The following is a 22,019-nucleotide window of genomic DNA, read 5'->3' as shown; positions in this document are numbered from 1 at the left end:
GGCACCGTAGGCCGGATAAGATAGCGGTCATCGCCATCCGGCATTTTGCACATTATGATGCTTCTCCATTCCAGGGAGAACGTTAATGAAACCACAGGTTTACCACGTCGATGCCTTTACCTCGGTACCCTTTCGCGGCAATTCAGCAGGTGTGGTTTTGCATGCTGACGGACTGAGCGAAGCGCAGATGCAACTCATTGCTCGCGAGCTGCGTCATTCGGAAACCGCTTTCCTGCTGACCAGCGACGACAGCGATGTTCGCATCCGCTATTTCACGCCGACGGTCGAAGTTCCTATCTGTGGGCATGCTACCGTCGCTGCACATTATGTGCGGGCAAACTCAGGGCCGTGCGCTCGGGCGCGACGGTATTGTTGATGTGACGGTGACTATCCGTGATAACCAGCCAGAAAAAGTCACTATTACCGGTTCGGCGGTGATCCTGTTTCACGCAGAATGGACGATAGATTTTTAATTGTTCCCGTAGGCCGGATAAGGCCTACAACGTTCAAAATCATTGACTATAAAAAGTTTATATGAATCTAAAAATAACAAATTAGTGATATCAAAATAATTTACAAAGTTGAACAGAGATAATGTCATTTACATCTATGAATCAGCTAAAAAAATACTGGACGAACAAGCTAAACGGTATCCTGATAGTTATTTTTATTTCCCTAATAAAAACTGTGAAAAACAACTCAAAATCTATGATACTAAGATCAAAGTTGATAAACTCAAACGCGCTTTAAAGTCAAAAATAGGGCTAAGTTCTTCTTATTGGTCTGAGCTTGTTAATATTTTTGCGAAAAAAACATTTGGAATCTGTTTTTTCGATGCGCGATATAACAAGAACATTTAAAACATTAGCCGGGATGATTCATTTTACAGAAAATGAAAAGGATATAGTAAATCAACATACTAACAAAAGTATGGGGAAAAACATTATGACAAATACGATTATATTATTGAAAAACGTGAAACCACGTTGAAATGGGAGAAAGCGTTACAGATACTATTGTCAAATAATGGGATTGATAAGATGAATCTTATTATAGAGAACGAAAAAACAATAGAACATATTCATAAAGAAAATTTAATTAAATTAATTATTGAAATCCTGAATCATCCCACAAAAAAAATCAGGCATTTTTATTTTATGAGACGGGAATCACATAACCAATGTGAGAATTAGTCTGTCATCGTATCCTGAGAATTTAAATTAATAAAAAAGGAACACGAAATGGGATATGGATTTTTTTTAGTCATTGGAGATAAAACAACTTGCGGTGGGAAAATTGTTTCTGGCTGTATCGAACATACGATTTATGGACAACCAACCGCTTGTGAAGGTGATCAATATATATGTGGTGTAGATAAGAAACTTTATCAAATAGTAGGTGGTCAACCAGGTTATTTTATACATGACAGGCGGGCAGCCGGAACGGCGCACAGTGTTGGTATGTGCCCATGTAAATGTCGATTTATTCATTCGCATTCAGGTATGACTTATGATTATGAGAGCATGGCTATCAACACGTCAAAACCAGTAACAAACAGAATAGAACCTGTAACACCACATAAGGTACCAAAACCGCTTACTATGGCACCAGGATCATCCTGTCCAGTAGAAGAAGATGAACCATCACGCGAGCCTGTAGATGCGGGATTTTGCGTATTACCTTACGGGTCCACACCATCATCATATGAACAGTATATTTTTGTTAATCTACCAGAAGGAACTCGCGAACTATATAAAAAATTAAATCCAGATATAAAGAAAAAACCTGGTTCAATTTTAATTATTGTAGATCCAGAAAAACAGGATGCAGATCAAATCAAACATATCGAGAGAACTAGAGATAGAATTGATAATGCGTTGGAACCATTAACATTAGACGAAGCAAGATTTTTATATCAGAACAGACATGTAATAGACATGTTTACTTCATATGGTTCTGACTATGGCGGTATTCTGAGTGATATGTCAGAAAAATATTTTGGTGAAATTGAAAGTACGTTAAAGCAAATTCAGGACACATATAAAAACACATATGCAACTCGTGGCATTTTAATTAGCGAGCAATTTTTTGCAGAGCGAAGAAGATTATTCAAAAATCTGGATGGTATATTTTTAAAAATATTTAGGGAGCACATTGGCCTTGCTCAATATGATGATATGAAAAAAGCACTAAGATTATCTTCGTCTTCAATTGTCCATAAATGGAATCAAACTGGCGTTAACGATATTGAAGGTTACGCAACTTATATAGAAAAATCGGCAAAACTGGCAAAGCTGATGAAAACGTTCAATAAAGTTAGTATCGGTTTGTCAGCATTGAATGGTGCTACTTCTATTTATGATGCCTGTACAATTGGTAGAGACTGTGAAAAAACAGCTTACACTGAAATTGGCAAATTTTCTGGTGGATTAGCTGCTCCGGTAGTATTTAAAATTGCCATTAAATCAACATCGACAGCAGTCTGTTCAATTGTATTGGCTGCATTAAGTGCTCCAGCAGGAGGCGCGGGAGCTATAGCTTGCCAAATTGTTGTACCAGCATTGACGACTTTTGGAGTTAGTAAGGCTGGCGAAGAAGGGGGGGCGTTGTTAGGTGAATCAATATATAATATGACTAATTAATATATAAGCAGAAGCAATTAATTAGCTTCTGCTATTATGATTAAACAATGAGGGAATATATGACTAGCAATGAATTAATTATATTAATTTTAACTGGAGTAGTTGTTCTTGGCACTATAATTTTATATATATTAATGTTTATTGGAAATAAGAATTTTTATGTAATATGTTCTTTGTATAAAGAAAGATTTGGATATTTGCCTTTTAACACTGAATTATTTTATAAATCATCACCATTCTTTATTTCTGGTTATGATATAAAAATGAGTTTTATTATATCCCCCTTGATATTCAATAAAAAATGCCTTGCTAGTTCAAATGATTGCGATGTGGAGTTTATAAAATCATTACCGAAAAAATTAACAAGAATTTATGTGGTAACTTTTTATTTTAGCATACCCATAGCAATCTCCTTTATTGTGGCGGTTATAATGGCATATTTGAATAAATAAAGGGACTCCGTTGGAGTCCCTTTATTAGCTTTATTTCAATGCACCATATATCTGATCAACAATCCAACCATAAGCAGCTATATCAAGTTTCATGTTATTCCCTCAATCCAGGTCTACGTTTTTGCAGCCAAACAATGCAGTGATGATAAACCCGGAAACGTAAGAGATCAGAACACCACCACCATAAACGGCAATCGCCGGAAGAATCCCGTTGTTAGATGTCATGAGCGGTAACGCAACAAGCCCTGACGGGCCAAAGGCACTGTAAAGGCGATTACGCCGATCCGGCACTAATTCCGATGCCCCTATTTCCCCGCCTCCGGATGCGTATCAAACGCCGCCATTACCGTCGCCAGCTCATCCTGGGTAAACCCATGCTTCACGTCATCCACGCCCAGGCCAAACCGCTCCTGCAACAAGGCATACAGGCTGGGGACGTCAGGCAGATTAATCTGTTCTACCGCGTGTCCATCCTGATAATGGGTGAAATGAAAATTGGTTAACGTTAATTTCCCGCCGTCGGGCAGATGACGACACATCAGCAAATGATGGCGAAAATGTGATTGCGGCCAGTGAGCGGACCAGAAGTTGCCTATCAGATAATCGCTCTGATGCTGGACGACCAGGTCGAAACGGTACATTGATTGCCAGTGTTCGTGATGACAGAACTGTAGGATCCAGTCTTCACCTTCCTGAATCAGCCGATACTCGCCGTGTGGTGTCTTCTGCTCAATGTTCGCCTGCAGACGAATCGGCGCCGTCAGCGTCTGCCCGCCGAAACCAACGTCGGCGATCCACTGCTCTCCCTGCAACTCAACCAGCAACAGACGATGCGTGCGTGGTGGCAGACTTGACGGGTTCGCCAGTACCACACGTCCGAGCAGACTGCGTACGGTAAAACCGATTTCGCGTAGCGCTCGCTCAAATACTCCGTTCTGTTCAAAACAATAGCCGCCGCGACGCGCCGTCACCAGCTTCTCCTCCAATGACAAATCGTCAAGCTGCATCTCTCTTGGAAGCAATACATCCAGGTTTTCAAAAGGTATGGCGGCGTTGTGCAGTAAATGCAGCGCCCGTAAGGTTTCAATGTTGACCCTGGCCAAATCTGACCAGCCAATACGGGCAAAATAAGCGGTTAAAAAAGGCGTCATACGGAGTTCCTGTTCAATTAATGCAGTACTTATAACGCATTTTTAATTTTGCGCCGTCGATTTTGTGCGTTGTTCCTCCAGACGAGGCGACAAAATCGCTAATACCGTTAATATCTATGTTTATTGTGGTGTGTTATCTCTCAGCCAAGGAGCATCCATGAGCCATTTTCGTCCGATCGAATTAAAACATGCCAGTCGGTTGCTAAATCACGGCCCAACGATATTAATCACCAGCCGGGATGAGCATACCGAGCGGCGAAATGTGATGGCTGCCGCGTGGTCAATGCCCGTGGAGTTTGAGCCTCCGCGGATCGCGATTGTTGTCGACAAGACCGCCTGGTCACGTGAGCTCATTGAACGTAGCGGCAAATTCGGCATCGTTATTCCGGGCGTTGCCGCCGCCAACTGGACCTGGGCCGTAGGCAGCGTTTCCGGTCGGGTGGAAGATAAATTCAACTGCTACGGCATTCCCGTGGTACAGGGACCGGTACTGGGTTTACCGCTGATTGAAGCCAAATGTCTGGCCTGGATGGAGTGTCGCCTGTTGCCTGCCACTGCGGCACAGGAAAAATATGACACGCTATTTGGTGAAGTGGTCTCGGCTGCCGCTGATGAGCGAGCCTTCGTGGAAGGACGCTGGCAGTTTGATGATGGCAAGCTCAATACCCTGCATCACCTTGGGGCCGGAACGTTTGTCTCCAGTGGAAAACTCATAACAGCAGCTGAATAATGGCACGACAAAACGGGCGGAAAATCCGCCCGTTTTGTCTTACATGCTGTAGCCGGGTTTTTTAATCAACCTGGCCATCTGCGGCGCAATCTCCACATCCCACACGCCCTGCCACGCCTCGGGCTCAATTTCATTAAGCGCCACGCTCACTGAACTGTCTTTGCTTTGCAAATGACGAATAATGACGTCGGTAATATCCGCCGCCAGCGCGGATTTTTGTTCGTCGTTCAGGTCGCGAGGAAAACATTTGATATCGACGTGCGGCATAGCAGATTCCTTATTGTTTTGGGATGCAGGTAACTTATGCGGATTCTCGTTCTACCAGGTGAAATCCAACATCAATAATATCGTCTTCACGCGGAATTTGTTCGATACGATCGGCAAGCAGAGAGGCGGCGCGTTGTCCAATAGCCCGTCTGTCGACGCTGACGGTGGTGATGGCAGGTCGGTTACTGGCGGCAAAGTCGAGATCGCCAAAACCGATTACCGCTAATTCCTGCGGCACGCGTAGACCACGGCTTTCGGCTTCCATGATCGCCCCCTGGGCTAACGTATCTGAGCTACAGACGATGACATCAAACGCGCGTTCAGCCAATAGCTGTGCCAACCCGCTACGCCCCAATGCCAGAGAGGCAGGAAGCGGGACATCCACCTGTGCACCAGCCGCAATACCATGACGGCTCAGCGCATCGCACAGTCCTTGTTTACGCTGGCCAGCCCGGCGATCGGCGGTCCATAGCAAACCAGGACGGCGATACCCTTTTTCCAGCAAATAGTCTGCTACCGCCTGCCCGACTTTTTCATGCGAAAACCCCACCAGCATATCGATGGGCGTTGGCGTTAAATCCCATATTTCCACGACCGGGATGGCCGCATTAAGAATCACCTTTTTCAGCTCAGCGGTATGATGGATACCGGTGAGCACTACACCATCCGGGCGACGAGAAAGCAGCGTCGCCACCAGCTCAGCCTCTGTTTGCGGCGTATAACCCGACACGCAGAGCAAGATGTGGTATCCGCGTTCAGCCAGTTCATCGCTTAATGACTGGATGGTATCGACAAACATATTGTTGTTAATTTGTGGGACAACCACAGCGATAAGCTTACTGCGACGCGACGCCAGCCCCCCGGCCAGCGCGTTGGGAATATAGCCAGTGGCGCGTACCGCCTGCATCACTTTTTCTACTGTTCTCGGGCGCACCAGTTGCGGGGTATTCAACGCCCTGCTCACCGTCATGGGCGACAATCCCGCGGTACGGGCAACATCTTCCAGCGTGGGTGCGCGCGGAGGTCTGGGATTTTTCACTGTCGATGCCCTTGTCAAAAATCGCTGATTTATCCTGGCATTATTCATCATGATTTCGGCTATTGCCAGCGCCCCTCTACGATAACGCTGAGAAAACAGCAGCTTAGTTAATTAGCGCCATCTGAAATGATAGCGCCATCATAATGACTTGTGCATTTACCCATAAAGTATTGGAATGTGATGCTGTTTACAAGTTACTGCCCTTTTGTCTCAGTATTTGTGAGCGATTGTTCAAAACGCATTCAATTCGCTGGCGCAATGATTGCGCTAACACTAAAAATGTTAGCGCAATCATTTGTTATCACCAGGAGAGATTAGAATGTCTTTAAGTGCGAATTCCGATGCCGTAACGTATGCCAAATCAGCCAATGCAAAAACCGCGGCTGAAACCGGCGACCGTATCGAGTGGGTTAAGCTGTCCCTGGCTTTCCTTCCTCTGGCAACACCCGTGAGCGATGCCAAAGTGCTGACCGGTCGCCAGAAACCCCTAACCGAAGTTGCCATTATTATCGCGGAGATCCGCAGTCGCGACGGGTTTGAAGGCGTTGGATTTAGTTACTCCAAACGGGCTGGCGGCCAGGGAATCTATGCTCATGCCAAAGAAATTGCCGATAACCTGTTAGGCGAAGATCCAAACGATATCGACAAGATCTACACCAAGCTGCTGTGGGCTGGCGCTTCCGTAGGGCGCAGCGGCATGGCGGTTCAGGCTATCTCCCCTATCGATATCGCCTTGTGGGATATGAAGGCCAAGCGTGCAGGGTTGCCGCTGGCAAAACTATTGGGTGCACACCGGGACTCCGTGCAGTGTTACAACACCTCCGGCGGATTCCTGCATACGCCGCTGGATCAGGTGCTCAAAAACGTCGTTATTTCCCGTGAAAACGGCATCGGCGGCATCAAACTCAAGGTTGGTCAGCCAAACTGCGCCGAGGATATTCGCCGCTTAACCGCGGTGCGTGAAGCGCTGGGCGATGACTTCCCGCTGATGGTCGATGCCAATCAGCAGTGGGATCGAGAAACCGCCATTCGTATGGGACGAAAAATGGAGCAGTTCAATCTGATCTGGATTGAAGAGCCGCTGGATGCCTACGATGTGGAAGGTCACGCCCAACTGGCCGCCGCGCTTGATACCCCGATTGCTACCGGTGAAATGCTGACCAGTTTCCGCGAACATGAACAGCTGATCCTCGGTAATGCCAGTGATTTTGTGCAGCCCGATGCACCGCGTGTGGGGGGAATTTCACCGTTTCTGAAAATTATGGACCTGGCGGCAAAACACGGTCGCAAACTGGCTCCGCACTTTGCCATGGAAGTTCACCTGCATCTGTCAGCCGCTTACCCGCTTGAGCCATGGTTGGAACATTTCGAATGGCTGAACCCGTTATTTAATGAACAGCTTGAGCTGCGCGATGGTCGGATGTGGGTTTCCGACCGTCACGGTCTGGGGTTCAGCATCAGCGAGCAGACACGCCGCTGGACGCAATTAACCTGCGAGTTTGGTAAACGTCCTTAATTTATTTGGCGGGTAAGTAATACCCGCCCTCTTCCCTACAGAAACGCTCTCAACCTTATGAAAGGAGTGGGTGATGAACACAATAATAAAGCGCACAAAAGTGCGTTACGGTATTTTGATATTTCTGTTTCTTGCCACCGTATTTAATTACGCCGATCGCGCGACGTTATCTGTCGTAGCTCCGATTATGAGCAAAGAATTAGGTTTTGATCCTGAAGCAATGGGACTGGCCTTTTCTGCCTTCGGTATTTCTTATGTCATTATGCAATTGCCTGGCGGCTGGCTACTTGATCGCTACGGTTCTCGTCTGGTATACGGCTGCGCCCTGATTGGCTGGTCGTTGGTGACCATGTTTCAGGGCACCATTTATCTGTATGCCAGTCCACTTGTGGTATTGATTATCTTACGTTTACTGATGGGTGCCATTGAGGCTCCGGCCTTTCCTGCCAACAGCCGATTAAGCGTACAGTGGTTTCCTAATAATGAACGAGGCTTTGTCACCTCAGTTTACCAGGCCGCGCAATATATCTCGTTAGGGGTAATTACACCGTTAATGACGATTATTTTGCATAATCTCAGCTGGCACTTTGTTTTTTATTACATTGGGGCGATTGGCGTTATTCTTGGCATCTTCTGGCTGGTAAAAGTCAGAGATCCTATGCATCATCCGAAGGTAAACCAGCAGGAAATTGACTATATCCGGGAAGGCGGTGGCGAACCGTCGCTGGGAAATAAAAAAGAGCCACAGAAGATTACCTTTGCGCAAATAAAAAGCGTCTGCGTCAACCGCATGATGATTGGCGTTTACATCGGGCAGTTCTGCGTGACGTCAATCACCTGGTTCTTCCTGACCTGGTTTCCTACCTATCTGTATCAGGCTAAAGGAATGTCGATCCTTAAAGTGGGGTTTGTCGCCAGTATTCCTGCTATTGCCGGTTTTATCGGTGGATTGTTAGGGGGCGTTTTTTCAGACTGGCTATTAAAACGCGGCTACAGCCTGACGGTTGCTCGTAAGCTACCCGTTATCTGCGGAATGTTACTTTCCTGTGTCATCGTTATCGCTAACTACACCTCGTCAGAATTTGTGGTTATCGCGGCGATGAGTCTGGCATTTTTCGCCAAAGGCTTTGGCAATCTGGGATGGTGCGTACTTAGCGATACTTCACCAAAAGAAGTGCTCGGCATTGCTGGCGGCGTATTCAATATGTGCGGCAATATGGCGAGTATTATCACGCCGCTGGTGATTGGCGTCATTCTGGCGAATACCCAGTCATTCGATTACGCCATTCTGTACGTCGGTTCGATGGGGCTGATTGGCCTGATTTCTTATCTGTTTATCGTGGGGCCACTGGATCGTATTACGCTGAGCCCGTCCGTCGCGTAATGTAAGCTTATGGCGATAGTTCGCCCGCTGTTCCGGGATTTGCACTCCTGCGGAACAGCGTTTTTTTATTCAAATAATCTTATTACTTTTCAGTACAGTACGCAGTCGCGGGTGCTGGCAAACCGCGTCAGCGATAGCGCTGATATTGGGCGTGTTGTCCTGAAACCAGTCATGCCCCGGCCCCCAGGTGCGCATAACGGCAATATAAACGTCCAGCAGTGTTAGCTGATCGCCAAACGCGTACGGCTCAGCGCTTAGCTGGCCGTTCAGCCACATATAAAGCGATTTGCGGTACTCAATACAGTTCTTTTTCAACTGCGCCGCGGCGTCTGGTACCCAGCGTTGTGGATAATCGGCATAGGTAAACGTTGGATAGACATTTGCCACCAGCCATATCAACAGACGCTGAAACTGCTGGCGCTCAGCGTGCCCAACGGGTGGCGCAAGTTCAGGACAACGATCGAGGATCATCAGGGCGATCGCCGCCGTTTCCGTCATCACGTTACCATTTTCCAGTATCAGTGTGGGCACCTGGCACAACGGATTCATTTTTTTTAGCAACTCCCGCGAAGGCCCGTCGCGGTCAAAACCATCAACATCAATAAAGCTGTAAGGGATCTCCGCCAGTGTGAGCATCACTTCACTGATGGCCGATCCCCAGCCCGGCACCCCATAGACCCTAATCATGCTGCAACCCCCCAAAGTTAAAACCCTAAGTGTAGAGCAGCATTCGTCAGTCTATGCAGACCTGCCTATCTTTCCCTTGAAGTTCACAGCACTTTCGACAAGAACTGCTGGGTGCGCGTGTGGCGTGGATGATTCAGCACCTGCTCGCTGCTGCCCTGTTCGACGATTTTGCCATCGACCATAAACACCACCTGATCCGCCACTTCCCGGGCGAACCCAATCTCGTGCGTCACCACAACCAGCGTGGTTCCCGACTGCGCCAGTGCTTTGATGACATCCAGAACTTCGCCTACCAGTTCAGGATCCAGCGCTGAAGTGGGTTCATCAAACAGCATAACGCGTGGATTTAGCGCCAGCGCACGGGCTATAGCGATACGCTGCTGCTGACCGCCGGAGAGATGACGCGACCAAGCATCGGCTTTATTACGCAAGCCAACGGCATCAAGCAGAGTTAATGCCCGCTCGGTGGCGGCTTTACGCGATGCCAGACCGTGCGCAATGGGCGCTTCAATCAAATTCTCCAGCACCGTTAAGTGCGGGAACAGATTAAAATTCTGGAACACATAGCCGACGTTAACGCGCTGGCGCAAAATTTCCGCCTCTTTCAGCTCATACAGCCTGTCTCCCTGCCGACGATAACCAATGTAATCGCCATCGATTTGAATAAACCCTTCATCGACGCGCTCCAGATGGTTGATCGTCCGCAAGAGTGTGGATTTCCCTGAACCGGACGGGCCAAGAATAACCGTTACCGTTCCGGGAGGGATCTCCAGCGACACATTATCCAGCGCTTTGTGGCGACCGAAGTATTTGCTGACGCCGGTAATGGAAATATGGCCTTCAGGCGAGTGGGACATGGACGGCCTCCTGCTGCGGACGTTGACGGTTGCGTTTTTCTGCACGACTCACCCGGGCGGTATTGATTGCTGAACGTCGCTCGCTGCGGGCCAGCGCGCGTTCGACCAGGTGCTGAATTAACGACAGGACGCTGGTGATCACCAGATACCACACCGCACCCACCATCAGCAGCGGGATCACTTCCTGCGTGCGGTTGTAGATCATCTGGATGGTGTAGAACAGCTCAGGCATTGCCAGCACGTATACCATCGCCGTCCCTTTCGCCAGACTGATGATTTCATTGAAGCCAGCAGGCAAAATGGTGCGCAGCGCCTGCGGCAGAATAATCCGCAGCGTACGTCGCCATGCGGGTAAGCCCAGCGCTGCCGCTGCCTCGTACTGGCCGTGGTCAACCCCTAAAAATCCACCACGAATAATTTCAGCGGTATAGGCGCTTTGCACCAGCGTCAGGCCAACCACCGCGGTGGAAAACTGGCCGAGCACATTGATGGTCTCAAAACTGCCCCATTGAATGGGAGTAAACGGAATACCAATCGCCAGCGTGTCGTACAAATAGGAGAAGTTGTACAAAACGATGAGCACCACAATCAGCGGTAACGAACGAAACAGCCAGATGTATCCCCATGCCAGACCGTTCAGCAACCAGGAAGATGAAAGTCGTGCCAGCGCCAGCAGACCACCGATGATAATACTCAACAGCGTACCGATAAGCGTCAGTAGCAGAGTTTGCCCAAGGCCGGACAAGATAACCGGATCAAAGAACCAACGGGCAAACACGCCCCATTCCCAGCGCGGATTAAACGCCACGGACTGGATAATCACCGCCAGGACAAACAAGGCAATGACTGCTCCTGCGGTGCGCATAGGATAGCGCGCCGGTACGACTTTAATACTCTCCGTCGTTTTCATCTTCTCTCCTCAGGCTATTCTGGCCTGACCGGCGATGGTCAAGAGTTTGGTAAAGCGCAGCCGGCCATCAAACGGTGGCAGGCTGTACTCTTCGGGATCGCGCGCTGTATCAAATTGCGGATCGTAGCCCTGGCTTAAATAAAGTCGCACGGCCTCTGGCTGGCGAAATCCCGTGGTCAGATAAATCCGGCTGTAGCCCGCCAGCAGCGCCCTGCGTTCCAGCTCCTGCACCACGCGTGCCGCCAGCCCCTGCTGACGCAGGCTGCTTTTCGTCCAGATGCGCTTAATCTCGGCGGTGTCTTTGTCGTAAGGTTTGTAGGCCCCGGTGGCGATAATCTCGCCGCTGCGCTCCAGTACCACGAAAAGTCCCTGCGGTGCCAGATACCATTCGGTCAGCTCCACTTCAGCGTCGCGAGAAAAATAATCGCCATAGCGGGCGGCATATTCACCGAACAGACCGTTCAAAATTGGCTGCAGCTCGCTGGCTTCAGGTGAGACCACGCGAAATTGATCGCTCACGATGACCTCCTTAGTCGCCTAAACCGGCCGGGTTGATTTCAGATTGCGGAATACGTTCCACCCCTTCTCCCCAGCGGTTCAGCACCTTGTCATAGTCGCCGTTGCCAATTACGCCGTTGAGGGCGGTTTGTACCGGCAGAACCAGACCGCTGTCCTTTTTCAGCGTCACAGCGATGTGTGCCGCTTTTGGCCAACCGCCATCAACGCTGCCCACCCGTTGCGTTTTACCGTTGAGTGCAGCTTTCCACGCGCCGATAACGTTAGGACCGAAGTAAGCATCGGCACGGCCTGACTGCAGGGCCAGGGTTTGCGCGGCATCATCTTTGGTATACACCGGCGTAAACGGCTGCAACCCTTTCTTCACGTTCTCATCGTTCCAGGCGAGCAGGATGGCTTCCTGATTTGTCCCCGAACCGACGATGATGCGCAGACCGGCGATATCTTCTGCCTGCTCGATTTTCTTCAGCTTACTGCCGGTTTTGACATAGAAGCCAAGGGAGTCCTTACGATACGTCGCGAAATCGAATTTCTCTTTGCGGGCTTTGGTGACGGTAATATTGCTGATCGCGGCATCATATTTGCCGGACGTGACGCCCAGCGGCCAGTCTTCCCATGACGTGGGCACGACGTTGAGTTCCAGCCCCAGACTATCAGCCACCAGACGAGCGATGTCCGCCTCGCTGCCGATCAGTGTCTTATTGTCATCGGCAAAGACGGTCAGCGGCGGCTGGCTTAGCCCGGCAATCGCCACGGTGAATTTACCCGGTACGGCCAGGTGCAGGTTCGCGGGCAACTGCGCAATCGCCTGCGGATTTTTTGCCGTATTGATTGGCGTTTTATTGGCTTCCAGGCTTACGCCCGTACCGTTAATAGTCACATCATTTGCCCAGACGTTAGCGCTGAAAGCCAGTGACAGCGCGAGGAAGACTGATTTTTTCTGCATAGCGTTTTTCTCTTATTGTGTGAATTGGTTTGCAGGTGTCGCGAGTCCCAGGCTTGCGCGCAGGGTCGTACCGGGATATTCATGGCGGAACAGGCCACGCGCCTGAAGCACGGGGACAACCTGTTCGACAAAACGTGGGAAGGTATCTGGTGTTCCACCCTGGATGATAAAACCATCTGCGGCTTTTTCGTCGAACCACTGCTGAAGACCATCGGCAACCTGTTGCGGCGTACCGCTGAAACGTGGGCGTGGACTGGCCGCTTCCAGAGCAACCTGGCGTAGCGTTAAGCCACGCTCACGCGCGTTGCGTTTGATCTCATCAGTCGTACTGCGAAAGCTGTTTTGTCCAAGGGAACCCAGATCCGGGAACGGTGCGTCCAGTGGATATTGGGCGAAATCATGATGTTCAAAGTAGCGGCCCAGGTAGTTCAGCGCGTCGGTAATAGAGACCAGCGCAGCGGTAGTCTGATACTGCTGCTCAACATCCTCTGCGCTGTCGCCAACAATCACGCTGACGCCCTGGAATATATGCAGTTGTTCGGGATGTCGCCCGGCGGAGGCCAACTGGCTTTTTACATCCTGATAGAACTCTTTGGCCTCCGCCAGCGACTCCTGATGGGTAAAAATAGCATCGGCATGCTGCGCCGCTAATTTCTTACCATCCTGTGAAGCGCCCGCCTGGAATATAATCGGACGGCCTTGTGGCGTGCGCCCAATATTTAACGGCCCTGCGACCTGAAAATAATCTCCATGATGGTTAAGCGTATGCAGTTTTTGCGGATTAAAAAATTCTCCGCTTGCCTTATTACGGGTAAAAGCATCATCTTCCCAGGAATCCCACAGTCCTTTCACCACCTGTAAATATTCATCGGCGATACGATAACGCAAGGCATGTTCTGGATGCTGGGCACGGGAATAGTTCTTTGCCGAACCCTCCAGAGGTGACGTGACCACGTTCCATCCGGCTCGCCCCTGGCTGAGATGATCAAGGCTGGCGAACTGCCGTGCGGTAGTAAACGGCTCGCTGTATGACGTGGATACCGTGCCAACCAATCCCAGATTTTGGGTAATGCTGGCCAAAGCAGATAATACCGTCAGCGGCTCAAAGCGATTTAAAAAGTGTGGGATTGATTTTTCATTAATATACAGACCATCGGCGACAAAAATAAAATCAAGCTTCCCTTTTTCCGCAATAAGCGCCGTCTCTTTGACAAAATCAAAGTTAATACTGGCATCGGCCTGCGCCGCCGGATGACGCCATGCGGACATATTTCCCGCTGCGCCATGCAGAATAGTGCCGAGCCGTAGTTGCCGATTTTCAGCCATAATAACCCCTACCCAACAGGTAAACTTAAAGATGTGCGAATGCCGTTTTTGCTAGCTGTGCAAAGTAATGCGCGGCAGGTTCAATTAAACGTTCGTCCGGATTAAAGCCCGGGTGATGTAATCCGTATTCACTGGCGCTGCCAATACTGACAAATGCGCCAGGCGTATTTTGCAGATAGACGGCAAAATCCTCGCCTCCCATATGCAGGTCGGCATGATGGGTGGTGTAGCCTGATTGTTTCGCCACGGCGGTGGCGATATCGGCCCAACGTGCATCGTTTACCAACGCGGTCGGCCCCGCATGCCAGATAACGTCGATTTGTGCGCCAAAGGCGTGGGCAAAACCGGCGGCGATGTCATTAACCCGTGCTTTAACCTGCTGCTGCACCGAAGTCCGGTGCGTTCTGAGCGTCCCTTCCAGCTCAACGGATTCTGGCAACACATTCCATGTATTTCCTCCCTGAATACGGGTCACGCTAAGCACCACTGAATCAAGTGTGTTAACGTCGCGACTGGCAACGCTTTGCAACACCGTGACCAGTTGGCTGGCGAGCAGGATGGCATCTCTGCCTTCATGCGGACGCGCCGCATGTGCGCCCTTGCCATTAATACGCAGCACGAAGCGATCGACGTTGGCATAGAACGCACCGCCGCGTGTGGCAAATTCCCCCACTGGTAAACCTGGCTCATTGTGCATGCCAAAAATAGCCGCAACGTTGTGCAGCGCACCGGCGCGGATCAGTGTTTTTGCGCCACCGAAACTCTCTTCAGCGGGCTGAAACAAAATACGTACTCGACCCGGTAAGTGTGTTTCCTGTTGTTTAAGCAGCAGCGCGGCGCCCAGCATGACGCTGGTGTGGACGTCATGCCCGCAGGCATGCATCACTCCCGGCGTGAGGGAGCGAAACGGAACATCGGCGCTTTCTTCTATCGGTAGCGCATCGATATCCGCTCGCAGCGCGATGACATCTTCTCCCTGCCCGATTTCCGCGACCAGACCGGTTTTCAGGTCGAACGGCAAAATCTCGACGTCCGCTGCGTGCAGCCAGGTGTGAATGCGCGCCGTCGTTGCCACCTCTTGCAGGGAAAGTTCCGGGTGCTGGTGTAATTCACGACGCCAGTTGATAAGCGTTGAGGCTAGAGTCATCAGAGCACCTCCACGGCGTTATGGGCTTGCGCCAACAACCGCAGCGATGTCAGCCGCGCGTGACCTTCCGCCACTGGCGTGTCGATAATGAACTCCTCAATGCCAAATTGCGTATGCAGGGCATTCAGCTTTGCCATCACCTCCTGAGCCGTGCCGTGTAACAACGCCTGCTCACGACGCGCGATTTTGCGTGGCGGACTGCCGGCCTGCGCGGCGAATGCCAGCGCCTGCTCTTCACTGGCTACCGTGACACGTTGACCATTCTCCAGCTCCACGCCCCAGATTTGCACGTTTTCCGCAAGCTGCGCGGCGGTATCGTTACTGTCAGCCACAATCACCTGGACGGCAACTATCGTCGGACGTGCGCTGTGGGCCTGCCAGAAGGACAAAACGTCACGCAATAACGCGCGGTCACCGTTGAGGTGTGCCGCGAAGATAAAATGCCAATTGAATTGCGCTGCTAACTGTGCGCTTTGCACACTGGCTCCCAGGACAAATCCTTCCGGCGGTATCGGTGGGATTGGCGTCGGAAATACTGTTTCCCCGCTTTCCGTGCCGCTCAGCGTCAGCCAGTCGTTAAGCTGGGAAAGTTGGTCGGCAAAACTGCCTTTTTCATCCTGATGCACTCCTTGCTGTAGTGCCCGAGTCGACAGTGGTAAGCCGCCAGGGGCTTTCCCTACGCCGAGATCGACACGCCCGGGTGCCAGCGAGGCCAGAAGATTGAAGTTTTCCGCCACTTTGTACGGGCTGTAATGTTGCAGCATGACGCCACCGGAGCCTACGCGAATACGCTGGGTTTGCCCGAGGATCCAGGCAATCACCAGCTCCGGTGATGGGCTGGCCAGCTGTGGCGTATTATGGTGTTCCGCGATCCAGAAACGATGGTATCCCCACTCTTCTGCCTGCTGCGCCAGACGTAACGTCCGGGCAAGCGCCATCGCGGCGGTTTCACCTTCCCCGAGGGGGCTTTTATCCAGAATACTCAGGCGATATGACATGTTACGGGCCTATGCTTGTTAACATGTCATTATTATTAAATTATCAGATAACCATGCAGAAACATTTAATTCACATTTGCTCAGCTAAAAAGTAGATAACCAGCCCTGACGCTGTCAGGGTTAAAATTCGGATCGCCTTGTACTGGTCGGAACACGAAACTGAAAACACGCGGAATGTATGGCCTACAAAATATAATAGGGTCGTTGGTCTCACGGGAATAACATCCAAATCATTTCATGCCAGTTTTCTTTTTGCGAAAACGTTTTTTAACGCGATTTACGTTAAGTCAGGTTAAATGACTTAAAACGTTATGCGGTTGTATAAACTGTTTCAGTTTTATGACCCTGAATGAATATTCCACAGAGATTTTTTAATTTAAATACTTCCACAGAAATGATGATTAGTAGAGAATGCAGCGTTTCTTATTAAAACGGTTTAAAACGGCTTTTTAATATTCCTCCCGATTTTATTGCGGGAATTTTTGTATGGATTATACATATCATTATGGGGCCTCTATGAAAAGTAACATACCCGTTACACAAATTGAGCACGCACTTAACGACAAAGCGACGCTGCTTTCAACGACGGATAAAGAAAGTCAAATTACCTACGCTAACTCTGCTTTTATCGATGCCAGCGGATTTAACGAAGATCAATTAATGGGCGAAGCGCATAATATTATTCGCCATCCTGACATGCCTCCCGCTGCATTCGCCGATATGTGGTACACGCTACAGCAGGGAGACAGCTGGACGGGTATGGTGAAAAACCGCCGCCAAAATGGTGACCATTACTGGGTTCGCGCCAACGTTACGCCGGTCTGGCACAATGAAAAACTCACCGGTTACATCTCGGTGCGTACCGTTCCTTCGCGTGATGAAATAACTCACAGCGAAAGTTTATACCAAAAAATGAATAGTCAGCAGTTTAAAGGCTTTCGACTTTTTAAAGGGATTATCATTCGTCGCGGCTTATTGGCATGGACTTCCATGTTTAAATGGCTGAATATCAGCCAGCGCGTCAATTATTCTTTAGGGGTGACGGCCCTGCTCGCTTTGTTATTTATCTTCGCCCCGTTTAATCCATTTATTCAGTCGGGGGGCTTGCTGGTGTTATTTCTGGCGCTGGCTATTTACCTTAAGTATCAAATTTGTCAGCCAGTTAATACGCTCCTGACGCAAATGAAGAAAGTGGTGTCCGGACGTAAACCTGATAACTGTCATTTAAATCGGGTGGATGAGATCGGAATGCTAATGCGACTGGTTAATCAGTCCGGGCTTAATCTGAATTCTCTGGTCGATGACGTCAGTACGCAAATTTCCGGTATTCGCGCTATCAGTCAGCGGGTGTCAAAAGAAGGTACGGCGCTGCATCAGCGTTCAGAAGAAACCTCTGCCGACCTGCAACAAACCGCTGCGGCCATTGAAGAAATTGGTAGCGCGGTACAACAAACCGCTGAGACGGCAGCACATACCATGACCATGGCCGATAAAACCAGCGCCAACGCTGCAGAAGGCGGCGATATCATGAAACAAACTATCGCCATGATGCAGGCGATATCGCGTGACAACGGGCAGATCGTTGACATCATTGGCGTGATCGACAGCATCGCCTTTCAGACCAATATCCTGGCGCTCAATGCCGCGGTTGAAGCCGCGCGAGCCGGGGAATCCGGGCGTGGCTTCGCCGTTGTCGCGGCAGAAGTCCGCAATCTGGCCCAACACTCGGCGTCTGCGGCAAAAGAGATCAAACAGCTTATTGAGAAGAACGTCGCCAATGTTAATAGCGGCGTCAAAATGGTGGAGCAAACGGAAACGCACCTCACCGGGATGATTGGGGATGTACTGCAGATGTCGATGATGATCAAAGACATTAGTCTGGCCACGCGTGAGCAAACCCAGGCTTTGGATCTGATTAACGATTCAATTTCACGCGTTGGCACCATGACACACAATAATGCCGAGATGGTGGAGCGCGTCACCGACGCCACCGCCGATCTGACCCAGCGTTCATCACGCTTACAGCAGGCCGTTCAGGTCTTTGGCGTATCGGCATAACGTTACGGCGCTTATTGGGTGAATGTCTCGATAAGCGCACTCCTCTACAGGTATAAAGGCCCTTCTCTTTTATTGGCTGAATCGAGGCCACACCGCGCCAGTACCGGCTGCATAAAAATGCTGAATTCTTGTTACCGGGGCTTTGCGGAACCAATCAATTGAATGTAGGATGCTCGGCCGGCAGTTTTCCCCCGTAACACAATGAAGGGTAAGGCTGTTTTCGCCGCAGCAGGTGCGGCAAAAAGGATGTTGTATTTTTGTCAGGTCAACAGGAATCGTAATGAACACAAACAACACGCAAGCCGCGGAACAACATGCGGCGAAACGACGCTGGTTGAATGCTCACGAAGAGGGGTATCACAAAGCGATGGGCAATCGACAGGTACAAATGATCGCCATTGGCGGCGCAATTGGTACCGGGTTGTTTTTAGGGGCAGGCGCACGCCTGCAGATGGCCGGCCCGGCTTTGGCGCTGGTCTATCTGGTATGCGGTATTTTTTCGTTCTTTATACTGCGCGCGCTCGGCGAACTGGTTTTACATCGCCCTTCCAGCGGTAGCTTCGTTTCCTACGCCCGTGAATTTTTAGGTGAGAAAGCCGCCTATGTGGCTGGCTGGATGTACTTCATCAACTGGGCGATGACCGGCATTGTCGATATCACCGCGGTGGCGTTGTATATGCACTACTGGGGCGCGTTTGGCGACGTGCCGCAGTGGGTGTTCGCCCTCGGCGCGCTGGCTATTGTCGGTACCATGAACATGATCGGCGTGAAATGGTTCGCGGAGATGGAGTTTTGGTTTGCGCTGGTTAAGGTACTGGCAATTGTGATTTTCCTGGTGGTAGGTACCGTTTTTTTAGGTACCGGAAAGCCGCTGGATGGTAACGCCACGGGTTTTCACCTGATTACCGACAACGGCGGCTTCTTCCCGCATGGCTTGTTGCCTGCGCTGGTACTGGTACAGGGTGTGGTTTTTGCCTTTGCCTCTATTGAACTGGTGGGTACCGCCGCCGGTGAGTGCAAAGATCCGCAAACGATGGTGCCGAAAGCAATCAATAGCGTTATCTGGCGTATTGGTCTGTTCTATGTGGGTTCTGTCGTGCTGCTGGTTCTGCTACTGCCCTGGAACGCCTATCAGGCGGGGCAAAGCCCGTTTGTGACCTTCTTTTCCAAACTGGGCGTGCCGTACATTGGCAGTATCATGAATATTGTGGTGCTCACCGCGGCGCTTTCCAGCCTTAACTCAGGGTTGTACTGCACCGGGCGTATTTTACGCTCCATGTCGATGGGCGGTTCAGCACCGAAATTCATGGCTAAAATGAGCCGTCAACAGGTGCCCTGGGCCGGGATCCTCGCCACGCTGGTCGTGTATGTCGTTGGGGTATTCCTGAACTATCTGGTGCCGTCACAGGTGTTTGAGATCGTGTTGAACTTTGCGTCTCTGGGCATTATTGCGTCGTGGGGATTTATCATGGTCTGTCAGATGCGTCTGCGCCGGGCCATAAAAGAAGGTAAAACGGCAGACGTCAGCTTTAAACTGCCGGGCGCACCGTTTACCTCGTGGTTAACGCTGCTGTTCCTGCTGAGCGTACTGGTATTGATGGCGTTTGACTATCCAAATGGCACCTATACCATCGCGTCATTACCGCTGATTGCCATCCTGCTGGTCGCGGGCTGGTTCGGTGTGCGTAAACGCGTTGCAGAGATCCACCGCACCGCGCCATAACGGCAGAAGGCCTGACAGGTTAATCCTTCAGGCCTTCTTTTTAGTTCGCTTCAATCAACTGCGCTACGTCGTTGCTGTTAATTTCCCGCGCATTCCCATCCTGATCGGTATAGCTGGTCATTCCCGTGTCTTTATCCAGTTTTGGCTTACCCTGGGTGGTGATGGTTTGTCCGCTTTTGGTCGTCATGACGTAATCGGTGGTGCATCCTGCCAATGTAAACAGCATTACGCCTGCACAAAGACAGATAAATGGCTTTTTCATGGTATTCCCGTGTTATTCAGTTAGCCGTTGAGGGCGTAGTGTAAGTCCCTGAAGTGGGTCAGGCTACTGGCGGGGTGTAACGAGGCGTATCGGGGGATTTAGAGAAGTGACAGGAGGGGTTTCCCCCTCCGGTTAATTACAGCGCAATACGAATAACATCGTCCGGCTGGGTGGCTTCCTGCTCGCGGGTGGACTTCTGTTTCACGCTCACGTACAGGGTTTTACCGTCGGCGGAGAGCGCCAGGCTATTCGGGAATGTTGGGGTCTCGAACGTTTTAACGACTTTATAGCTTTTCGCGTCGATCACGCTCACTTTGCCGGCCTGACGATGGGTCACGTAGGCCTCGTTACGCGCCGGGTTAAACAGCACGGCCAGGGATTCCGGCGCGGCGACTTTTGCCAGGACGTTGCCATTACGGGTGTCGATTACCAGCACTTCCGCCGCTTTAGAGTCGGTGACAAAGGCGCGGTTGCCCGCCGTGTCCAGGCTCAGGTTGATGAAGAAATGCTCTTTTCCATCATCCAGCAGCTTTTTACGGCTGAGAATTTTGTTGGTGGTGGTATCAATGGTGATGAATTCACCGTCCGCATTGGCGGTGTACAGGCGTTTAGCCTTGCTGTCGACAGCCAGAGCGGTGCTCATTTTGCCGGTATTTTGAATGGTGTCCTTCAATGTAATGGCATCACCGTCCACCACCCAAATCACGCTCTCTTTACCAATACCGCTAATGTATACCGTGTTGGTGGCGTCATCGGCGACCAGCTCACGCGGCTGCAGTGGGCGAACGTCTTCAGAACGCTTACGCGCATCCAGCACCAGACGTCCTTTCACCGCGCCCGTTTTGGCATCCATTGCCGTCACCGCGCTGTTTACCGTGTTGCCGAACCACAGCGTTTGCGTGGCGTTGTTGATGGTGGCGCCAAACGGTTTGAGATCGTTATGAATAACCTGAGTCACTTCGAGGGTGACCGGGTCAAGACGGTAAACCACCCCGCCGGTATCCAGTTTGCGGCTCTGCGAGGTCGCCAGCCACAGCGCGTTCTCTTGCTGACTGTACGCCATTTCATAGGCGCCTTTGCCCACGGCTTTGCGCAGCAGTTCTTCTGCAGCCTGCGTAGTAAAAGATGATGCAACGAGCAGTGAACCTAACAGTAAAGAACCACGCAGACGCGGCGAAAACAGATGACGTAAAGACATGACGACTCCCTTTGATAAATTCGTTTGTTACTGCTTCACATAGCTTCAATGAGCAAAATCATGGTTTTGCCTTTTTTAGGAATGAGAATAGTAATCATTATTCATCTCAAAGTGGAGCACTTCTTCACATATTGACTACAATCGTTGTCATTGCCCGAAAAACTAGCGCAATTCAGCAGCGCTAAAATTCATCTTTTATAAAAAAATTCA

18 protein-coding genes and 3 pseudogenes are annotated in these 22,019 nt (G+C 50.3%); 8 read left to right on the top strand and 13 right to left on the bottom strand.

Translation table 11 applies throughout. The annotated features are described in order from the left end of the window. Window positions 1-85: 85 nt before the first annotated feature. The 3 genes and pseudogenes from N0B36_RS24460 to N0B36_RS15090 form a co-directional block, all read left to right on the top strand. A pseudogene (locus N0B36_RS24460) lies at window positions 86-337 on the top strand (PhzF family phenazine biosynthesis isomerase); the annotation flags it as partial. A 904-nt stretch (window positions 338-1,241) separates the two neighbouring features. Beyond that, window positions 1,242-2,642: a PAAR domain-containing protein gene (locus N0B36_RS15095; RefSeq protein WP_259688577.1), complete on the top strand. Its 1,401-nt coding sequence runs from the start codon at window positions 1,242-1,244 to the stop codon at window positions 2,640-2,642. Between the two features lie 59 nt (window positions 2,643-2,701). After that, complete coding sequence (locus tag N0B36_RS15090) at window positions 2,702-3,094, top strand: hypothetical protein (RefSeq protein WP_016153121.1); 393 nt, start codon at window positions 2,702-2,704, stop codon at window positions 3,092-3,094. Between the two features lie 102 nt (window positions 3,095-3,196). On the opposite strand, the pseudogene murP reads toward N0B36_RS15090, so the two are convergent. Both murP and nhoA read right to left on the bottom strand, forming a co-directional pair. Continuing rightward, a pseudogene (gene murP / locus N0B36_RS15085) lies at window positions 3,197-3,364 on the bottom strand (PTS N-acetylmuramic acid transporter subunit IIBC); the annotation flags it as partial. 35 nt (window positions 3,365-3,399) lie between these two features. Beyond that, window positions 3,400-4,245, bottom strand: coding sequence for an N-hydroxyarylamine O-acetyltransferase (gene nhoA / locus N0B36_RS15080; RefSeq protein ID WP_047417413.1), 846 nt, complete (start codon window positions 4,243-4,245; stop codon window positions 3,400-3,402). 157 nt (window positions 4,246-4,402) lie between these two features. On the opposite strand from nhoA, the gene N0B36_RS15075 reads away from it, so the two are divergent. Then, window positions 4,403-4,975 (top strand): flavin reductase family protein, encoded by a 573-nt coding sequence (locus N0B36_RS15075; RefSeq protein WP_016156553.1) that lies wholly within the window; start codon window positions 4,403-4,405, stop codon window positions 4,973-4,975. A gap of 39 nt (window positions 4,976-5,014) precedes the next feature. Here N0B36_RS15075 and pptA read toward each other — a convergent pair whose 3' ends face one another. Continuing rightward, on the bottom strand, window positions 5,015-5,242 hold the full coding sequence (gene pptA, locus N0B36_RS15070; RefSeq protein WP_047358141.1) for a tautomerase PptA: 228 nt from the start codon (window positions 5,240-5,242) through the stop codon (window positions 5,015-5,017). A gap of 34 nt (window positions 5,243-5,276) precedes the next feature. Next, a complete protein-coding gene (locus N0B36_RS15065; RefSeq protein ID WP_233628821.1) occupies window positions 5,277-6,329 on the bottom strand; it encodes a LacI family DNA-binding transcriptional regulator in 1,053 nt (350 codons plus the stop codon). A gap of 271 nt (window positions 6,330-6,600) precedes the next feature. Between N0B36_RS15065 and N0B36_RS15060 the strand changes: the two genes are divergently transcribed. Next, the gene (locus N0B36_RS15060; RefSeq protein WP_016153126.1) at window positions 6,601-7,797 is read left to right on the top strand and encodes an L-talarate/galactarate dehydratase; all 1,197 of its coding nucleotides are present in this window, start codon (window positions 6,601-6,603) and stop codon (window positions 7,795-7,797) included. A 73-nt stretch (window positions 7,798-7,870) separates the two neighbouring features. After that, window positions 7,871-9,181: an MFS transporter gene (locus tag N0B36_RS15055; protein WP_016156557.1), complete on the top strand. Its 1,311-nt coding sequence runs from the start codon at window positions 7,871-7,873 to the stop codon at window positions 9,179-9,181. Window positions 9,182-9,250: 69 nt separating this feature from the next. On the opposite strand, the gene N0B36_RS15050 is transcribed toward N0B36_RS15055, so the two are convergent. The 7 genes and pseudogenes from N0B36_RS15050 to N0B36_RS15020 all read right to left on the bottom strand — a co-directional run bounded on the left by N0B36_RS15050 (window position 9,251) and on the right by N0B36_RS15020 (window position 16,568). Continuing rightward, the gene (locus N0B36_RS15050; RefSeq protein ID WP_181599239.1) at window positions 9,251-9,868 is read right to left on the bottom strand and encodes a glutathione S-transferase family protein; all 618 of its coding nucleotides are present in this window, start codon (window positions 9,866-9,868) and stop codon (window positions 9,251-9,253) included. An 83-nt stretch (window positions 9,869-9,951) separates the two neighbouring features. Next, window positions 9,952-10,725, bottom strand: coding sequence for an amino acid ABC transporter ATP-binding protein (locus tag N0B36_RS15045; RefSeq protein ID WP_019076808.1), 774 nt, complete (start codon window positions 10,723-10,725; stop codon window positions 9,952-9,954). After that, window positions 10,709-11,635, bottom strand: coding sequence for an amino acid ABC transporter permease (locus N0B36_RS15040; protein ID WP_016153130.1), 927 nt, complete (start codon window positions 11,633-11,635; stop codon window positions 10,709-10,711). The genes N0B36_RS15045 and N0B36_RS15040 overlap by 17 nt, the downstream gene beginning before the upstream one ends. Window positions 11,636-11,644: 9 nt before the next feature. Then, entirely contained in the window at window positions 11,645-12,154 is a 510-nt protein-coding gene (locus N0B36_RS15035) for a GNAT family N-acetyltransferase (protein WP_016153131.1), read from the bottom strand. Window positions 12,155-12,164: 10 nt separating this feature from the next. Then, window positions 12,165-14,423 (bottom strand): annotated as a pseudogene (locus N0B36_RS15030) (NtaA/DmoA family FMN-dependent monooxygenase). A gap of 25 nt (window positions 14,424-14,448) precedes the next feature. Beyond that, complete coding sequence (locus tag N0B36_RS15025; protein WP_141875196.1) at window positions 14,449-15,570, bottom strand: amidohydrolase; 1,122 nt, start codon at window positions 15,568-15,570, stop codon at window positions 14,449-14,451. Next, complete coding sequence (locus N0B36_RS15020) at window positions 15,570-16,568, bottom strand: MsnO8 family LLM class oxidoreductase (RefSeq protein ID WP_141875197.1); 999 nt, start codon at window positions 16,566-16,568, stop codon at window positions 15,570-15,572. The genes N0B36_RS15025 and N0B36_RS15020 overlap by 1 nt, the downstream gene beginning before the upstream one ends. 516 nt (window positions 16,569-17,084) lie before the next feature. On the opposite strand from N0B36_RS15020, the gene N0B36_RS15015 reads away from it, so the two are divergent. After that, window positions 17,085-18,626, top strand: coding sequence for a PAS domain-containing methyl-accepting chemotaxis protein (locus N0B36_RS15015; RefSeq protein WP_259688576.1), 1,542 nt, complete (start codon window positions 17,085-17,087; stop codon window positions 18,624-18,626). Between the two features lie 280 nt (window positions 18,627-18,906). Then, window positions 18,907-20,349 carry an L-asparagine permease gene (gene ansP / locus N0B36_RS15010; protein WP_003833088.1) on the top strand — a complete coding sequence of 481 codons (1,443 nt, stop codon included), beginning with the start codon at window positions 18,907-18,909 and terminating at the stop codon, window positions 20,347-20,349. A 40-nt stretch (window positions 20,350-20,389) separates the two neighbouring features. On the opposite strand, the gene N0B36_RS15005 is transcribed toward ansP, so the two are convergent. Together N0B36_RS15005 and N0B36_RS15000 are read right to left on the bottom strand one after the other, a co-directional pair. After that, window positions 20,390-20,611, bottom strand: a complete 222-nt coding sequence (locus tag N0B36_RS15005; protein WP_003020157.1) for a YgdI/YgdR family lipoprotein — start codon at window positions 20,609-20,611, stop codon at window positions 20,390-20,392. Window positions 20,612-20,747: 136 nt separating this feature from the next. Continuing rightward, window positions 20,748-21,809, bottom strand: coding sequence for a YncE family protein (locus N0B36_RS15000; RefSeq protein WP_046275590.1), 1,062 nt, complete (start codon window positions 21,807-21,809; stop codon window positions 20,748-20,750). Between the last annotated feature and the right edge of the window lie 210 nt (window positions 21,810-22,019).

The organism is Citrobacter sp. XY323, from assembly GCF_025106035.1.
In the GTDB taxonomy this organism is placed as follows: Bacteria; Pseudomonadota; Gammaproteobacteria; order Enterobacterales; family Enterobacteriaceae; genus Citrobacter; species Citrobacter braakii.
This window is presented reverse-complemented; position numbering and strand designations above follow the sequence as displayed.

Excerpts from the sequence above, each read along its gene's own strand:
- N0B36_RS15095 (WP_259688577.1), top strand. The coding sequence starts at position 1,242 with ATGGGATATGGATTTTTTTTAGTCATTGGAGATAAAACAACTTGCGGT.
- N0B36_RS15090 (WP_016153121.1), top strand. The coding sequence starts at position 2,702 with ATGACTAGCAATGAATTAATTATATTAATTTTAACTGGAGTAGTTGTT.
- nhoA (WP_047417413.1), bottom strand. The coding sequence starts at position 4,245 with ATGACGCCTTTTTTAACCGCTTATTTTGCCCGTATTGGCTGGTCAGAT.
- N0B36_RS15075 (WP_016156553.1), top strand. The coding sequence starts at position 4,403 with ATGAGCCATTTTCGTCCGATCGAATTAAAACATGCCAGTCGGTTGCTA.
- pptA (WP_047358141.1), bottom strand. The coding sequence starts at position 5,242 with ATGCCGCACGTCGATATCAAATGTTTTCCTCGCGACCTGAACGACGAA.
- N0B36_RS15065 (WP_233628821.1), bottom strand. The coding sequence starts at position 6,329 with ATGAATAATGCCAGGATAAATCAGCGATTTTTGACAAGGGCATCGACA.
- N0B36_RS15060 (WP_016153126.1), top strand. The coding sequence starts at position 6,601 with ATGTCTTTAAGTGCGAATTCCGATGCCGTAACGTATGCCAAATCAGCC.
- N0B36_RS15055 (WP_016156557.1), top strand. The coding sequence starts at position 7,871 with ATGAACACAATAATAAAGCGCACAAAAGTGCGTTACGGTATTTTGATA.
- N0B36_RS15050 (WP_181599239.1), bottom strand. The coding sequence starts at position 9,868 with ATGATTAGGGTCTATGGGGTGCCGGGCTGGGGATCGGCCATCAGTGAA.
- N0B36_RS15045 (WP_019076808.1), bottom strand. The coding sequence starts at position 10,725 with ATGTCCCACTCGCCTGAAGGCCATATTTCCATTACCGGCGTCAGCAAA.
- N0B36_RS15040 (WP_016153130.1), bottom strand. The coding sequence starts at position 11,635 with ATGAAAACGACGGAGAGTATTAAAGTCGTACCGGCGCGCTATCCTATG.
- N0B36_RS15025 (WP_141875196.1), bottom strand. The coding sequence starts at position 15,570 with ATGACTCTAGCCTCAACGCTTATCAACTGGCGTCGTGAATTACACCAG.
- N0B36_RS15020 (WP_141875197.1), bottom strand. The coding sequence starts at position 16,568 with ATGTCATATCGCCTGAGTATTCTGGATAAAAGCCCCCTCGGGGAAGGT.
- N0B36_RS15015 (WP_259688576.1), top strand. The coding sequence starts at position 17,085 with ATGAAAAGTAACATACCCGTTACACAAATTGAGCACGCACTTAACGAC.
- ansP (WP_003833088.1), top strand. The coding sequence starts at position 18,907 with ATGAACACAAACAACACGCAAGCCGCGGAACAACATGCGGCGAAACGA.
- N0B36_RS15005 (WP_003020157.1), bottom strand. The coding sequence starts at position 20,611 with ATGAAAAAGCCATTTATCTGTCTTTGTGCAGGCGTAATGCTGTTTACA.
- N0B36_RS15000 (WP_046275590.1), bottom strand. The coding sequence starts at position 21,809 with ATGTCTTTACGTCATCTGTTTTCGCCGCGTCTGCGTGGTTCTTTACTG.